Origin of the sequence: Streptomyces sp. R11 (assembly GCF_041051905.1) — a bacterium.
In the GTDB taxonomy this organism is placed as follows: domain Bacteria; phylum Actinomycetota; class Actinomycetes; order Streptomycetales; family Streptomycetaceae; genus Streptomyces.
Genome location: NZ_CP163432.1, coordinates 3,259,143 through 3,273,862, shown reverse-complemented (window position 1 = coordinate 3,273,862; position 14,720 = coordinate 3,259,143). Strand labels below are relative to the sequence as shown.

Annotated in this window: 18 protein-coding genes, 1 tRNA gene and 1 pseudogene; 9 read left to right on the top strand and 11 right to left on the bottom strand. The window is 67.0% G+C overall.

The genetic code is table 11. The features are described 5' to 3' along the window. The first annotated feature begins 21 nt into the window (after positions 1-21). The 3 genes from AB5J55_RS14865 (at position 22) to AB5J55_RS14855 (ending at position 2,768) form a co-directional block, all read left to right on the top strand. Entirely contained in the window at positions 22-981 is a 960-nt protein-coding gene (locus tag AB5J55_RS14865; RefSeq protein ID WP_369271140.1) for an NAD-dependent epimerase/dehydratase family protein, read from the top strand. A 20-nt stretch (positions 982-1,001) separates the two neighbouring features. Further along, complete coding sequence (locus AB5J55_RS14860; protein ID WP_369271139.1) at positions 1,002-1,841, top strand: SDR family NAD(P)-dependent oxidoreductase; 840 nt, start codon at positions 1,002-1,004, stop codon at positions 1,839-1,841. 87 nt (positions 1,842-1,928) lie between these two features. Beyond that, complete coding sequence (locus AB5J55_RS14855; protein WP_369271138.1) at positions 1,929-2,768, top strand: enoyl-CoA hydratase/isomerase family protein; 840 nt, start codon at positions 1,929-1,931, stop codon at positions 2,766-2,768. A gap of 239 nt (positions 2,769-3,007) precedes the next feature. Here AB5J55_RS14855 and AB5J55_RS14850 read toward each other — a convergent pair whose 3' ends face one another. Then, positions 3,008-3,262: an FtsX-like permease family protein gene (locus tag AB5J55_RS14850; protein ID WP_369271137.1), complete on the bottom strand. Its 255-nt coding sequence runs from the start codon at positions 3,260-3,262 to the stop codon at positions 3,008-3,010. Positions 3,263-3,268: 6 nt separating this feature from the next. Here AB5J55_RS14850 and AB5J55_RS14845 point away from each other — a divergent pair. Continuing rightward, positions 3,269-3,543, top strand: a pseudogene (locus tag AB5J55_RS14845) (site-specific integrase); the annotation flags it as partial. 117 nt (positions 3,544-3,660) lie between these two features. On the opposite strand, the gene AB5J55_RS14840 reads toward AB5J55_RS14845, so the two are convergent. The 4 genes from AB5J55_RS14840 to AB5J55_RS14825 form a co-directional block, all read right to left on the bottom strand. Next, positions 3,661-4,044 carry a hypothetical protein gene (locus AB5J55_RS14840; RefSeq protein WP_369271136.1) on the bottom strand — a complete coding sequence of 128 codons (384 nt, stop codon included), beginning with the start codon at positions 4,042-4,044 and terminating at the stop codon, positions 3,661-3,663. Positions 4,045-4,587: 543 nt separating this feature from the next. Then, positions 4,588-4,670: transfer RNA gene (locus AB5J55_RS14835), tRNA-Arg, on the bottom strand. A 67-nt stretch (positions 4,671-4,737) separates the two neighbouring features. Next, positions 4,738-4,935 (bottom strand): hypothetical protein, encoded by a 198-nt coding sequence (locus AB5J55_RS14830; protein WP_093746073.1) that lies wholly within the window; start codon positions 4,933-4,935, stop codon positions 4,738-4,740. A 50-nt stretch (positions 4,936-4,985) separates the two neighbouring features. Continuing rightward, on the bottom strand, positions 4,986-5,741 hold the full coding sequence (locus AB5J55_RS14825) for a GntR family transcriptional regulator (RefSeq protein ID WP_369271135.1): 756 nt from the start codon (positions 5,739-5,741) through the stop codon (positions 4,986-4,988). A 79-nt stretch (positions 5,742-5,820) separates the two neighbouring features. Here AB5J55_RS14825 and AB5J55_RS14820 point away from each other — a divergent pair, with 79 nt between their 5' ends. The 4 genes from AB5J55_RS14820 to AB5J55_RS14805 all read left to right on the top strand — a co-directional run bounded on the left by AB5J55_RS14820 (position 5,821) and on the right by AB5J55_RS14805 (position 7,886). Further along, the gene (locus tag AB5J55_RS14820; RefSeq protein ID WP_369271134.1) at positions 5,821-6,099 is read left to right on the top strand and encodes a hypothetical protein; all 279 of its coding nucleotides are present in this window, start codon (positions 5,821-5,823) and stop codon (positions 6,097-6,099) included. Positions 6,100-6,622: 523 nt separating this feature from the next. Continuing rightward, a complete protein-coding gene (locus AB5J55_RS14815; RefSeq protein ID WP_359443101.1) occupies positions 6,623-6,847 on the top strand; it encodes a hypothetical protein in 225 nt (74 codons plus the stop codon). Beyond that, entirely contained in the window at positions 6,844-7,587 is a 744-nt protein-coding gene (locus AB5J55_RS14810; protein ID WP_369271133.1) for a GntR family transcriptional regulator, read from the top strand. Before AB5J55_RS14815 ends, AB5J55_RS14810 begins: the two co-directional genes overlap by 4 nt. Continuing rightward, entirely contained in the window at positions 7,584-7,886 is a 303-nt protein-coding gene (locus AB5J55_RS14805; protein ID WP_369271132.1) for a hypothetical protein, read from the top strand. The genes AB5J55_RS14810 and AB5J55_RS14805 overlap by 4 nt, the downstream gene beginning before the upstream one ends. Positions 7,887-8,159: 273 nt before the next feature. Here AB5J55_RS14805 and AB5J55_RS14800 read toward each other — a convergent pair whose 3' ends face one another. Further along, the gene (locus tag AB5J55_RS14800; protein WP_369271131.1) at positions 8,160-8,486 is read right to left on the bottom strand and encodes a hypothetical protein; all 327 of its coding nucleotides are present in this window, start codon (positions 8,484-8,486) and stop codon (positions 8,160-8,162) included. 330 nt (positions 8,487-8,816) lie between these two features. Between AB5J55_RS14800 and AB5J55_RS14795 the strand changes: the two genes are divergently transcribed. Continuing rightward, the gene (locus AB5J55_RS14795; protein ID WP_369271130.1) at positions 8,817-8,942 is read left to right on the top strand and encodes a hypothetical protein; all 126 of its coding nucleotides are present in this window, start codon (positions 8,817-8,819) and stop codon (positions 8,940-8,942) included. An 88-nt stretch (positions 8,943-9,030) separates the two neighbouring features. Here AB5J55_RS14795 and AB5J55_RS14790 read toward each other — a convergent pair whose 3' ends face one another. The 5 genes from AB5J55_RS14790 to AB5J55_RS14770 form a co-directional block, all read right to left on the bottom strand. After that, a complete protein-coding gene (locus AB5J55_RS14790; protein ID WP_369271129.1) occupies positions 9,031-9,888 on the bottom strand; it encodes a hypothetical protein in 858 nt (285 codons plus the stop codon). Between the two features lie 202 nt (positions 9,889-10,090). Continuing rightward, positions 10,091-10,237 (bottom strand): hypothetical protein, encoded by a 147-nt coding sequence (locus AB5J55_RS14785; protein ID WP_369271128.1) that lies wholly within the window; start codon positions 10,235-10,237, stop codon positions 10,091-10,093. Between the two features lie 42 nt (positions 10,238-10,279). Continuing rightward, the gene (locus AB5J55_RS14780; protein WP_369271127.1) at positions 10,280-12,295 is read right to left on the bottom strand and encodes a DNA recombination protein RecN; all 2,016 of its coding nucleotides are present in this window, start codon (positions 12,293-12,295) and stop codon (positions 10,280-10,282) included. After that, complete coding sequence (locus tag AB5J55_RS14775) at positions 12,292-12,870, bottom strand: ABC-three component system middle component 2 (protein WP_369271126.1); 579 nt, start codon at positions 12,868-12,870, stop codon at positions 12,292-12,294. The genes AB5J55_RS14780 and AB5J55_RS14775 overlap by 4 nt, the downstream gene beginning before the upstream one ends. Positions 12,871-12,910: 40 nt before the next feature. Next, positions 12,911-13,885, bottom strand: coding sequence for a serine/threonine protein kinase (locus tag AB5J55_RS14770; protein ID WP_369271125.1), 975 nt, complete (start codon positions 13,883-13,885; stop codon positions 12,911-12,913). Positions 13,886-14,720: the final 835 nt, after the last annotated feature.

Genomic DNA, 14,720 nt, shown 5'->3' with positions numbered 1-14,720 from the left:
TCCACACGGGAGGGGTCCACCTTGTCACCACGCATCCTCGTCACCGGAGGCAGCGGCTTCGTCGGAGGCCATGTCGTCACCGCCCTCCGGGAGTCGCAGCGCGACACGTCGGCCCCGGTCCGGCTCCTGCTGCGCGACCCGGGGAGCCTGCCGCCGGGCGGCCTCCCTGACGGTGCCCCCGCGCCGGACGTGGACGTCGTACGGGCCGACCTGGCCGATCCGCCGTCGCTGCGGGGTGTCTGCGACGGCGTCGACGTCGTACTGCACTGCGCCTCCCACATAGGCGACGACATACGGCTCACCGAGGCCGTCAACGACCACGGCAGCCGAGCCCTCGTCGAGGAAGCGGCCCGCGCCGGTGTCTCCCGCGTCGTCTACGTCAGTACGGCCGCCGTGTACGGCCGAGGGCCCTTCACCGGCGCGCTCGCGGGCGAGTTGCCGCTCGCACCGGCCTCGCCGACCAGCCGTGCCCGTGCCGCCGCCGAGCGGTATGTGCTGGACGCGGGCGGCGTCGTACTGCGCCCGCACCTTGTGCTCGGCGCCGGCGACCGATGGGTGGTGCCCGGCCTGGTCGGCCTGATGGGGCTGCTGTCGGCGGCGCTGAAGGGAGGCGCCGCCCGGCACTCGATCGTCGACGTACGGGCGTTGGGACGCGCGGTGGTCGCCGCCGGCCTGTCGGACCGGGACCTGGCCGGCGTTCATCACGTCAACCACCCGGATCCGGTGGCCTGTTCGGAACTGCTGGGCACGGTGGCCGACCGCCTCGCCCCGCACCTGCCGGGCGTACCCGTCGACATCGACGAGGCGCGGGCCCGCCTCGACGGGCAGCCGCGCGCACTGCACCACCTCGACATGCTCGCCGTGGACCACTGGTTCGCGGACGACGGCTTCTGGGCGGGCGCGGGGGTGGAACCCGGGGTGGGTTTCGCGCAGGGCATGGCGGAACACGCGTCGTGGTATCGGCGGTTCCTGGGCCGCTGAGGGGTAGGGGCAGGAACTTCGTGAACATCGCATGCGCATTGACGGGCAAGATCGCACTGGTCACCGGCGCCGGCCGGGGCATCGGCAGAGCCATCGCCGGGCGGCTCGCCCAGGACGGGGCGCTGGTCGGCGTCCACTACGGCCGCAGTGAGGCCGCCGCCCTGGAACTCGTCGAGGAGATACGGCACAACGGCGGGCGTGCCTTCGCGCTCGGGGCCGAGCTGGGGGTGCCGGGGGACGCCGGCGCCGTCTTCGAGGCGTTCGACGCGGGGTTGCGCAAGGAGCGGGAGGAGCACCGGGGGTACGGCGCGTGGGAGGAGGGCGAGGGGGAGGAGGGTGAATCGGCGCCGGCCGCCGAAGGCTCGCTCGACATCCTGGTGAACAACGCGGGCACCAGCGGTTCGGGGCCGGTGAGTCAGGCCACTCCCGAGATCTTCGACCGCATGATCGCCGTCAACGCAAAGGCGCCGTTCTTCCTCGTGCAGAACGCGCTGCCGCGGATGCGGGACGGCGGGCGCATCATCAACGTCTCCTCGCTCGCCTCGCAGCGCGCCTTTCCCGAATCCCTCGCGTACGCGATGTCCAAGGGCGCGCTGGCCACGATGACCCTGGGCCTTGCCAAGGAGCTCGGTGGCCGCGGGATCACCGTCAACACGGTCGGGCCCGGGTTCATCGAGACGGACATGAACGCCCGCCGCAGGACGACGCCCGAGGCGCGGGCCGCCCTGGCCGCACGGTCCGTCTTCGACCGGATCGGACGGCCTGCCGACGTGGCGGACGTGGTGGCGTTCCTCGCCTCCGACGCCGCTCGCTGGATCACCGGCCAGTACCTCGACGTCAGCGGCGGCACGGATCTGTGACCGGCGCTGACCGTAATAGCCCGATATGTTGTGACCTGCTGTGGGCTACCGAGCCAGGACGAGCGATGACGGGACGGGGATGTCGGAATGACCGCGTCGTACGAAACCATCACCACCAGGCTGGACGGCAACGTCCTGTCCGCAACGTTCAACGCACCGCCGATGAACCTCATCGGTCCCGAGGTCGTGCGGGACCTGGTCGCACTGCTCGACGAACTGTCCCACCCGACCGCCCCCCGCGTGGTGGTCTTCGACAGCGCGGACGCCGACTTCTTCTTCCCGCACGTCGACCTGACGAAAGTCGCCGAGTACACCGCGGAGGCCGCCAAGGCCGGCGGCCCCGGCGACGCGTCCCTGGGAATGCTGTTCCGCAAGCTGAGCCGGCTCCCCGCCGTCACCATCGGCAAGCTGCGGGGCCGCGCCCGGGGAGCGGGCAGTGAGTTCCTCCTGGCTTGCGACATGCGCTTCGCCGCGCGGGAGAACGCCGTCCTCAGCCAGCCGGAGGTGGGAATCGGAACACCTCCGGGCGCGGGCGCGATTCAGCACCTCACCCGTTTGCTGGGCCGCGGCCGAGCACTCGAGGCCGTACTGACCTCATCGGACTTCGACGCCGATCTCGCCGAACGCTACGGATGGGTCAACCGTGCGGTCCCCGACGCCGAACTCGACGAGCTCGTGGCAGGCATCGCCACACGGATCGGTGGCTTCCCCCGCGACGCCCTGATCGCCGCCAAGTCGGCCATCAACGCCATCAGCCTGCCCACGCCCGCCGAAGTGCGCGCAGACGCCGCTCTGTTCCAGCAACTCGTCCGGGGCGAGAAGGCCACGCAGCGTACGGCTGAGCTCTTCAAGCAGGGCCTCCAGTCCCGCGGCGCGACCGAGCTCGAACTTGGAGAGGCGTTGGGCAACTTGCCGGTCGTCGACTGAGGCCGCCGCGGAGAGTCGCGCGGCCTGGCCGACCGCCGGGACGAGGTTGAGGGTGTGCAGGCCCGGAACCGCCACAGCCATCGCCTCCCACCGCGCTTGCGCCGCTCAGCAGCGGTGTGTGTCTGTCACGCCGCCTGCCTGCGCAGCGTCTTCGCGGTGACCGCGAGTCCGGCGAGGACGGCGGCCACGAGGGTGCCGGTGACGGCGACGGTGAGGGTAGCCGGTGCTGAGGTGCAGTCTCACGTCGGACGAGATGGCCTGGGAGAGGCCGGAGGCATGCCCGCCAGCGGGGGCAGGGTCACCAGGATGCCGCGGGCGGCGCCGGTGACGATGACCAGGGACGTCTCGCCGACCGAGACCAGCAGCAGCGGGCGGACGGTGCCGCCGGCGCACTTCATGACCCCGAAGTCGCGGCGCCGGCCGTGGGCGGCCATGGCCATGCTGTTGGCGACGGCGATCACGCTGTAGCCGACGGCGATGACGATCAGCATCATGCTCGCGGGCTCGTCATCCGCCAGGCCTGGCGGACCGCTCGCGCGGAAGTGCTCACCCGGAGGAGTTCGCGTCACCGCTCGGCAAGCGGGTGTACGACCTACGTCACACTTGCCTGACTAACTGGCTCAACGACGGCATTCCGCCCGCGCAGGTGGCGGAGTGGGCGGGTAACAGCGTCCCAGTCCTGCTCGCCACCTACGCCCGGTGCATCGCGGGGCAGCTTTCGGACCTCAAGAAGCGAATCGAGGCTCGGGGGGACCTCCCCATGCACATCCACTGAGCCGGGCTTTTGATGGGGGCGCCTTGCGAGCGCAAGGCGCCCCCTTCGTCTTTGGCCTCTGAGCCTGTGCAGGGGTTCTTGCAGTCGATGACTGGCGCAGGCCGGGCGCCCACCGTCTCACCTGAACAAGAGAAATGCGGGGATCGAGAGCCCGGGAAGGGTGACGGCTAGCTGCAGCATCCAGGGCGTACTCGGCCCTTCACTGTCCGGCTTTCCGGGGTTCTCCGCGCGCCAGGCCATGAAGGTACGCAGCGCCTTCCAGTGCCCGACGGCCGCTAGGGCGAAGCCCAGAATCATCGCGCAGTAGATCGGAAGCCATTCGATGATCGACTCATCGTTCGCCCTGCTGTAGCCGAACAGCACCACAATGCTCAGCAGCGGAGCGCACGAGATGACCGCCTTCTGTCGATTGTTGACCATGCCCGGGTACCAGAGGGCGAGGAAGATCAACGCGCTGAGCACGGCGAAGAGCCACCACAGTGGCGAGGTGTTGTCTGGCATGGGTAGACCTTTCTAACTGGCACGATCCTACGTAGGGGAGATTCCGAGCACGGTTCCGGGCGGGGTTGTGTCCTGAGGTTGTTGGCAACGGACAAGTACGCTCAGCGGCAGGCGGTCGGCATCCGGGGTACCCAGCTCTGTAGTGCAGCTGAGCCACCTTCATTGCGCATGGTGAGAGGTCGTCCGACTGAGGATCCAGGCGCAGAATCGACACGCCGGCGCGTGCCGCTCTGGCGCATCCCTACCCTGGCCTTCCCTTCGGTGTGAGCGACGGACTCTCCGACCCGCACGGGGGCCCACTTCCAAGGGTGGAGCCGCGCAGCAAATTGGGTATGGCTCCGCGACGCCCCCTGAGCGAGCAGCACAGTCGGGGTCTGGAGAACTTCCCCGCGTATTCACCACAGCCACCCGCAGAGGCCCGGTGACAGTCGGACAGTGCCGGACCCTCTCTGTGATCCTCGGGGGAGCACCCGGTGATCTTTCAGGGTCGCCGCACTCGCCCTGAACAGCAAAAAGCCCTCCCGAAGGAGGGCGGAGCATGGGCGCCCCCGGCAGGACTCGAACCTGCGGCCAAGCGCTTAGAAGGCGCTTGGTGTGTTCGCCGGGGGTCGGCCACTGACCTGGGCAGCCACCCCTTCCGCTGGCAGCTCGTCACCTGCCGTCGACACACATTCGACACGGCCCGGAGCTGGCTCACGGCCTCCGGTAGGCCGATGGGTCGACACCCGCTTCAGGCGTCCTGCTGAAGGACACGTAGGCGGGGTGCTCAGGGTCTCCAACCTGAATGAGGGCGTAGAGATCAAGGTCATGGTTCGCGAATCTGTGGAGGTACTGGAGGAACAGCTCCAACTCCTCGTCCGACAGCCGCTCATCGTGCCGCTCGTTGCGCATGCGGTCACGATACGAGCGGAGGAGCTACGACCTGACGCGGGGCTGTCCTGCTAGCGGTTGATAGGGATCTCGTAGACGATCTCGCAGTGAGCGGCGGGCACCACGATGTCTGCCGTCTCCACCGGCCGCCCCTCGTCGCTGTAGTACGTCCGCCGGATGTGCGTCACGAGCGCGGCCTTCTGGATACCGAGAAGTGACGCCTCCTCGGCGGTCGCCTGCCTCGGCTCCGGCTGCTCCACGGCGTGGCTGACGGTGATGTCGATCGCGGCCATGCGGTTCACGACACCCGCCCCGGCGTGCGGCCCTCCCTCGGGGAGGACGACGAGAGTGCCGGCGGTGAGGTCGTACGGCTCCCAGCTCGTCGACAGCTGCACCGGCCTGCCGTCGGCCAGAAACTCGTACGTCGTCCGGACGCACAGGTCGCCCTCGGTGATGCCGAGCCGCGCAGCGATGTCTGCCGGAGCCGGCACCTTGGCCTCGGTCCGGCTCTCCCAATCCCCTTGCCTGCCCACGGCTTTCATGTCGGCCTGGAATGGTGAAGCGTCGGGTCGCTCTCGCGCCGACGACCGGACGACCCGGACCCGTTGCCGGGGCTCGGAGACGTAAGTGCCCGACCCGGCGCGACCCTCCAGCACACCCTGGGAGATCAGCAGCTCCTGTGCCCGACGGACCACGTTCTCGCCCACCCCGCACTCCTGGCCGATCTGGGCGCGGGATGGCAGGCGGTCCCCGGGTTCCCGCACGTGCTCCGCGATCCGCCGCCGGAGTTCGTCAGCGATGCGGAGGTAGGGCGGCTGCTCAGGCATATGGAAAATCTAGTCCACTAGCTCTAACCTAGTTAACTAGCTTCACTCAAAGTGATCGCCGGTTAACGGAGGCTGCCCTGTGCCCGCTTCGGGAGTTAGCGCGGCGGCCATCGCTGCCCGGCTGTCCGACGTCGGGCTTCCCACGCGGGTGGAGGAGCACGACCGGTACACGTCAGTCGAAGCGGAGGTGCCGGAATCGCTCTCCGCCGACTTATGGCGGGAGGTCCTGGAAGTGGTGGCTGAGGCCGATCGGTTCGGGCTCCTCGCCACCAGCCTGAACGACCGCACCCTCTGGGCGGTCGTACACAAAGCGGTCCCCACGACGGGCGATGTCGGGGGACCGAGCCATCAGCGATAGGAGCTGAGCAGCGTGCTCAACCGTATCCGCCGCGCCGCCTCGCTCACCAGAGCGCGGTACTTCCCTAAGGGCAGGCACCGCCGTCCCTTACGGTCGTCCCGGCCGACGGCCGCCCTCGTTGTCCCTGCGTCTGCTGACGCGTCAACGGCCGTCCTGGGCCGGACCCTCGATACCGCGAACCACCGTCACCGGCTCGCGGGGGAGGAAAACGCGCTCATCCGACCGTACCTGCTCCCTTGGGAGCGACGAGCACGACCGCGCGCGGTGGTAGTCGCTCCTCAGTTGCCCGCTGAAGCATGGTTGTTCCTCGCGGGGGTGCGCTGATGCCTTCTCGCCAACAGCCCTACACTGTCGAGGTCTCGGCCGTTCCCTACCGGTCGACCGCCTGCCGTATCGGCACACACCCTGCTTGCGAAGAGTCCTCCCCGGCCCCCGCACCGGTAGACGTACCGATTGTCTACGAGACATGCGCCTGCCCGTGTCACCCGGCGTCCCACCACTCCACGCCCACGGAGGCAGAGCGGTGAGCGGCTGGGCACCCGGCGGCGCGCTGGCATCCAACATCGAGGTCACCGCGACCACCGTGCAACGTGGCGACATCATCCAACTCGGTGGCCAAGCATGCCGGGTGAGCGATCTCTTCCAGCTCCCTCAAGGCGCCAAGCAACTCCTCTTCGAGTCGGGCGAGCTGCTGACCATGCACAGGCGAACCCGGCTCGCTGCCGTTCGCATGCAGAGAAGGCGGTGATCCGGTCCGTGCCCTCACGCCATCACGAGATCGCCGACGATCTGCGGCACCAAATCACGACAGGCGGCATCAAGCCCGGCGACCGCCTGCCGTCTGAGGCCGGCCTCGCCGACCGATACAAGGCAAGCACGGTGACACTGCGGAGTGCCCTCGCGCTCCTCCAGGGCGAAGGCCTCGTCGAGAAGATCCACGGCAAGGGCAACTTCGTCCGCCGCCCACCGCGGAAGATCGTGTACGTCGGGGGATGGGGGACGCTGGACCCGTGGACCGCCGCTGAAACGGCCCTGAGTGTCACGGTTCGCACCAGCACGGTTCCGGCAGCGGGGCATCTGGCGACCTTGCTGAAGGTGCCGACAGGCAGCTCTCTCGCCGAGTTCTTCTGCATCAGCCACGAGGGAGAGTCACCGCACGGGCTGGCCCGCATCTACATCCCGCGCGACCTGGCACCGGCCGGCGTGCTCGACGACGAGTCCTCGTGGCGGGAGACGGCCACGCGATTCGCCGTCCTGAGCTCGCCGCCGCCAACCGTCCGGGAGACGGTAAGTGCCCGCCCACCGACACCGGACGAAGCGACGGCCCTCCGGCTCCGCTCCACCGTGGCAGTCCTCGCTGTCACACGCGTCGCGACCAACGCCATCGGGCGAGTCGTCGAGGCCGCGCTTCTGGTGTTCCCGGGGGACCGCGTCGACGCGGTCTTCACCACCCACCACATGACCGATGAGAGGCAGACGCAAGGATGACGGCACCGAACGAACTTCGACTCCTCCCATGGTCGGGGCCGGAGGGCAAGCCCTGCTACCTGAGCACTGACGACGGGGAGGGCTACATGTCCCGCCTGGCGGACAACATCGAGGCCGTGCAACTGGGAACGGCCGCCAAGCTGCTGGAGCAAGCGTCGAACAAGCTCGACGACCAGGGCACGGCCTCGGAAGACATGCGACGACTGGCCATGGACCTGACCGGGGCCTTGCGCGATGTGCTTCGCGTTGCGACCAGCCGCGGTGACCTCCTAGCGGTGAGCGACCCTCACTGCCTCTGAGGAGATGGCTGCGTTTTAGCGGCCAGCAACGACCTTCCGTTCCTTGCCGACGGAGGGAGGAGCCCGGTTTCGTACCAGGTTCCTCCCCTCCCCCCCCGTTCACTGTGCCTACGTCGAGAGAGGCACCCTCAGAAGGATCGACCGACGTAAGGCGGCTCACCCAGCACAACAGTGATGGCACTTCGGCCCGGATCCGAGGCGCTCCGCCTCGTGCATCGGCGCCCCAGGTGGGATTCGAAGCTGCGCTGACAGAGCCGTTGACACCCCGCCTCATCACGGCTCTTCGAGGCGCACGGCTTCGCCCAGCTCGTCGACCGCGTTCCAGTAGACATCGAGGGCTGAGTGGAACGCTGAGGCGTCAGTGACACCCTCCGCGATATCGCCCAGCGCCATATACACCGTTCTGGACGCGGCAAAGACGCGGTCGCATGCCATTCTCGCCTCAGCACTCAAGGCGTGGACGGTGGCAACCTGACAAGTGTGGCGGAAGGGACCGAAGGCTTCACGTAAGCGTGCTCGGTGTTCTTGGAGGCGTGCCCGGCGCTGCTCCGGGTCTTCAGCGCTCAGGATGTCTGGAGTCTGGCGATACTCGACACCCATGAGGTGTGCTTGCTCGAGGAAGGCAAGGTAAGAAGATCGCCGAACTTCCCGCCGACGTATCCCCTCCTCAGCTGACGCTGAAATCTCAGCCTGTAATCGGGCAGCTCGCGTATGTCCGCGGCTCGTAACCCAGCTGGCGAGCACCGCCGTGGCAGCTGTCAGCACTGCAACCCATAGTCCGCTGTCCCCCACGTCATGCGAGTGTGGGACTTAGCCCTCCGTAGGAACAACCCCTACCGACAAAAAGGCCGCCGCCTAACCTATGTCTCCACTGTGGAGGGCTGTGGTTGACTGGCTTACAGACCTGCGACTCTGTAAGCGATCAACGCGGTGACCTGCTGCGAGGTCGTCACGGTTGTCCAAATTGAGCAGGCCGAGCACGGGCACCAGGAGCAGGAGCAGGCCGTGCCCGAGCAGAGGGCCGGCGGCACCTGGCTCTCCCGTTTCCGCAGCTGACCCGGCAGGCCTGCCCGGCAGTGGCGGCTGCAAGAGGCATCTGGCCCGCAGTACCGCACAGGCGTGACAATTAAGAGGGAACACGCCCCTAGCTACGGTGGTTCGACTCCTGAGGCTTGAGGTTGTCGTACGCCCTGGGATGGGTGCGCAACTGCCCTTTGAGGTAGCGCCGATCACGCAGGTTAGTCATGACAGCGTCGTAGTGAGCCTGCTCAGCGGCCCAGTCTCGGTCGAGGTGGGGCATCGCCTCGTCCGACATCTCGCGGGCGAGGTCATACAGATCCCTTCGCCAGGCCGGGTCGATGGCCCGCTCGTTGACAACCGCGTTACGGAAGGCGAAGCACGCGAAGAGTGCTGTGGATGCGAGCAGACTGACCGCTTGCCGACAGGCCTCTTCGTCGAATGCGATCGCGGAGTTCAGGAAGAAATGATCTTCCTCTACCGTGAACTGCCCCATGCAGGACTCAGCCGTCGGGTGGGCCCAAGCCGAAGCTTCCGCGTAAAAGTTCTTGTACTTTTCAACCTCATGCGCGGAGTCCCCTCGTACGTCGCTGAGCCACTGTCGTACACGCACGTCAGGGAACCACTTGCCGTCACGAAGCCACTGATCGGCCATCTTGGGGTCCTTGGCCAACACTCTGGCAAGGCCGGCAGACTCATACACCGAACGTAGCAAGTTGCGCATCTCTGCTAGAAAGCCGTGGCTCGTGACCACCCAAGCCGCCCGCAGCTGGGTGAAGCTTCGAGCCAGTGCCGCTGCGGCAGCGAGATCATTCTCGAAGGTCTCCTCGAACGGAAAGCGATCAACGCGGTACGTGCCGAAGTGAAGGAGCGCCATGGCGCGCCCGAACCAGGCGCTCTCAGGCCAGGCGGACGAGGCTTCGAAGAAGCGCCCCATGTGTACTACGTCATCGGGGAGTTCGCCCAGATCGTACTCTTCTGTCATGCGCCTATGGTGCTCACCTGTACTCAGTGGTGCCACAACATTTGCCGGACGCTGCAACGGCTCCGGAGGCCCCTTCGTCACGAGACGTGCGGGCAGGTCAGAGGTTCGAAGCGGAGAGATTGCGCTTCGCTAGTCCACAAGTAGTCCACGGCTAAGGCTTGGGCTGCTCGGCGTCGAAGACGTCCCCGTCGCCCTGCGTGGCTCATTCATCCCCGTCCCTGTTCAGATACAGCGGGGAGGAGAGGTCCGTGTCCAGGTCCAGGAACCACATGGTCACGGCGTGCTCGAACTTCGCGCAGGCGTTGAGGTGCTGGGCGGTGAGGTGGGCGACGTACCTGGCGGCGGCCACGACGAGGCCGGTCAGCGCCAGACCCGCGCCGGTGGGGTGAGGTTATTCGGGACTGCCTTCGTCTGTAGTGGTCTCGTCGTCGATCAGCCCGTAGGGGGGCCGGTCCTCGTTGCGGCTGTACCGGACCACGACGTTCTCTTCCACGAGCACGGGCGGACTGTTGTCGACGATGATCACCTGGGCACCCGCCCCCTGTTCAGCCAGCCAGCTGCTCAGGTGGCGGTAGAAGTCGTCGATGGCGATCGCGTCTGCGATTACCGCGTCCCGGGTAGCGCCGTGGCCCAGGTTCTTCTGCGGGCTGTCGATCATGAGGAAGCCGGGGTGGGCGGCCGATGTTTCGACGGCCACCTCGAAGACGGCCAGCTGCCAGGCCAGGGTCAGAAGCGTTCGAGCGCCGGATGACGCCTCGCGGTAGGAGTCGCCGCGTACGTGAGGAACCAGATTCGTGTCGATCATCGGCTGGCTGAGTTTCGGGTAGCGCCACTGCCGCAAGAGTTCGCTGTACCGGCCGCTGATTCGGCCGACGACCAGGTCCCGGTCCTGTGCGGCATCTCCCAGCCGGTCGCGTTCCTCCCGCAGGCGTTCGATCTGTGCCTCCTGCCGCTCCACGAGCGCGGCGCGCTTCTCCAGGCCAGCCTGAAGCTTCGTCGCGTTCTCGGCGTGCTGGAGATGACGGAGGACTTCCTCGCGCCGGCGCTGGAGGCTGTCGCGAGCGGCGAGGAACGGGGTGACGCTGGGCGAAGTGGCTTCGTCGACCGCGGCCGCGGCGCGTTCTTCGTCGATGGCGGCGTCTTCTGCCTGGAGCTTCAACGTGGCGAGCGAGCTGTCCAGGCCCTCAACGTAGGCAGTGATCTCCTTCAAACGGGCCTTGGTGGCTCTGATCTCCGCCGCGACATTCAGCCGCCCTTCATCCGACGAGTGTTCGGCTGCGGCGGTGCCGAGCGTCAGGTACCCGTTGTCCTGGGGCAGCTCGTGGCTGCACAGACTGCACGAGCCGTTCTCCACCGACGGGGGAGCGGGCAGCCGATTCAGGCACGCCGGGCAGGTCGTGACGCTGAGAGGGTCGAACAAGCGCTGCGCTTCGGCCAGCATATTGAGCTTGACGAGGTCGTCCGCGTACTGCGCCCGCAGCGGCATCATCCGAGCGAGTTGCGTCTCGCAGTCACGTACCACGCCAGCGGCGCGCCGGGCGCGCTGGGCAGCTTGCTGGTGCTCGCGGCGCAGACGCCCGGCGAACGTGGTGCCGGCTTGCGCTGCCTCGTCAAGTGCCCGTAGCTGCTCGGTCAGCTCCCGCAGCTCGCCTTCGTACTGCTCAGCGATCAGCGCGCCAACCGCGGGAACGTCCTGCTCGTCGACGAACGCCCGTGCTGCGGCGAGTTCGGAGCGTGCCTGGGTGAGTCGGGCACCCAATTCCTTGATGCGTTGCCCAAGCTCGACCGCGCGGTCGTCGTGAACGCCGAAGACGACGTCGACAACCTGCTTCAGCTTGTGCTTCTTCATGTACTCGTTCTCGAACAGGAAGTTCTTGGAGGCAATGCGCTCGTTGGGCAGGAACGCGAGGTTCATGAGGTCGCGGATGCTCAAGGGGTCGGTCCGGGACTCACGGCTGGAGGGGGCCTCCCGCAGCTGGACGCCTTCGAGCTTGCAGTGCCCCAGCAGCAGAGCGGAGAGGCTCTCGGGCGCTCCCGCCGGCTCGATGGTCCTGCTCTCAGGCTTGGAGAGCGGCGGGCTGTCCAGCGTCCCCCGGCGTACGTAGGCGACCTTCGACGGCTCCCCGACGGGCCGCTCGATGACGTGCGGTTCGCCGGACAGCTCGACTTCCAGAAGGCAGGAACGGACCTTCCGCAGCACCTCAGGATGCCGTGGATGGCGCTTCCCCCCGAGGCCGTAGGCGATGAACTCCAACACTGCGGTCTTACCCGAGCTGAATGCCCCGGCCACCACAGAGAGGCCCCGCACCCGCTGGTCCTGCGTGAAATCGACGTCGTAGTTCCGGCTGACGCCAGCAAGGCGCAGACGCCGGACCCGGATGCCAGGCAGAGGCTGCATGGTGGTCATCCCTCCCAGGGCACGTCAGGTGCCTGCGGTCCCGGACCCAGCACGCTGAGGAGCGCGGCACCGGGACCGCCCTCTCCATCCGGCCTCAGCCACCGTGCGGTCTGTTCCCGCAGCGCCTTGTCGCTGAGCTTGCGGAGGCTACGCACGACGATGGACGCCGCAGTGGTGAACGACGCGGCGTAGGTGGCGGTGAAGCGAGCCCCGAGTTCCCGACCGCGGTTGCTGATCGAATAGGCGAAGGCGCCGTTGCGGTTGTGGACCTCGCAACACCCGTAAGCCACGAGCAGTCCGAGGTCGTGCTGGATCCGCTCGCGTCGGCTGGTGAAGCGCTGCGAGGAGGACGCGTACGAAAGCACCTGCGGATCGAACCCGGCCAGCCTGAGCATATTGCCCTCCCGACCGTCGGAATCGACGACGAGGAAGGGATTCGCCGACAGGAAATCGTAGTAGCCGATGCGCTCCAGGCTCGCCCCCTTCGCATCCTGTCCGGCGACAGCGTCGAGAAGAAGCAGCAGCTGCGCCAACCGGAAGGTCACCTCGTCCTCCGGCATCATCACCGGCCGGTGTGCTTCCACAGCGAACTCCTCGTAGGTCTGACAGGACAGGCAACGGCGGTCAGCCGTCGGAGTGCTCGGCGGCGATCTGCCGCCAGTGTTTGACCCAGCCCGCCTTGCGGTTGTCCACGAGCCGGTGGACCAGCCCCCAGCTGTGCACCAGCTCCAGGCGGAGCGACTTCGGCAGTTTGTCGTGCTCGTTGCGGACATCCCGCCAGACACGGGTATGGAGAACCCGAAGCGCGTCCTCGGCCGCGCATTCGTTGAATTGCATCTCCCATAGCCCGTGGAGCGTCGCATCGGCGGAACTGAGCGCCGCCACCTCCGCCGGAACATCCTTGTGCGCGATCTCGCGAGCCACCAGATCGGCGTTGAAGAACTGCCTCTTGGCCGAGTCCAGCTCCACGTGGCCGGCCTCGGTCATCTGCCGAATGAACAAGGCGGAGCCAAGGGCGGCTGCCTTGTCGTCCTCGACTTCGAGTACCAGCCGAAGCTGCTCCACAGGGGCGGGGGCGGCCTGAGCGTACGTCTCGTAGAAGCCGCGACGCACGTCGTCGCCCTCGGGGCTAAGCAGCTTCTTCCGGAGGGCGGTCTCGTCCCAGAGCTGGATGACGAGGCTGTGTTCCTTCTCCCTCGCTTTCGTCCACGTGTCCCACCATGCCGTCATGGGGCCGTCCATGCTGGAGGGGATGCACAGAATCCAGCTGGCGATGGTGTGGCCGTTCTTCACGGCTGCCTTCAGCACGTTGTCGAGTGAGTCTTCGACCTGCTGTACGTGCTTCTTGGTGGTGACCGGCATGAAGTACTTGGACTGCCACACTGTGATTGCTCCGCCGAGGTTTCCGGCGAAAGCGTCGATACCCCAGTCGCCCGGGTTGGCAGCGACGGATCGTACGTTTGGAGTCGTCGCGGCGGCAAGCTGAGCGATCATCGTTTCGAAGTCGTCGCGAGCTCCGCCGGGGCTTCCCCCGCGGACTGCGTGCACGTCGAAGCTGATTGGCTGGACACCCGTCGGCACGGCTATCGAGTCAGGCACAACCCACCCCCTGCACCGGTGGCTGCACACAGGATGTTCCCCAAGCGTCACACACCGTATCGGGGGAGCCTATCCAACGGCCACTCTTCTGATCAAGAAGTAGATTGCAGAATCACGCAGCGCAGAGTCGTGGCCTCAGTCGGACTGCACGGTGTGCACCGTGGACACCTGAACCGACGACAGTCAGCCACGATGGCGAGTTTGCCGACCGAGCAGGCGCGCGTGTGCCTCGCCGCATTCCCACAGACCTCAGCCATGCTGTCGCGGTGTCGTCGGCGGGAGAAGCCAGGACGGCCGGTCCGTGAGCATACTGCCTGAGCCATCAGCCTGGGAAGCTGCGGGCATTTGAAGCTCGCTTGGGCGCTGACCTGGGCGAACGGTCAGGGGGCAGTCTCCTCAGGCCGGGCTGCTTTCACCGTGATTCCCCGCTGTTCCCCGCTGGATCTGGTGCGCTTGTGGTGCGGCCGTAACCGCACGCGTTAGAACCCCGTGTCACCTGAACACACAGACCACGCGCCCATAGTCTTCGAGCTGCTGCTGTTGTTCGTCTGGGCGAGGTGCGTGCTCGTCGTTCCCGCACCGGAGGACAGTTCCGTCGTCTCCTTCAAACACGGAGACGACACCCCCGTGATGGCTACAAGCTCCTCGGCGGCCGATGGAGTCTGACGGCCACCCGTCTGCGCATTCGTAGCCCTGATAAGTCCAGCGCACTGGCCTGTACGTGGCGGTTGGAGTTGCAGAACTGACGGGCAGATCTTCGTCATCATCGTTCCACCCACTGAGTTGGGCTATGACCGGGAGGACGACGAAGATCCCCACGCCGATAAGGCCCGCC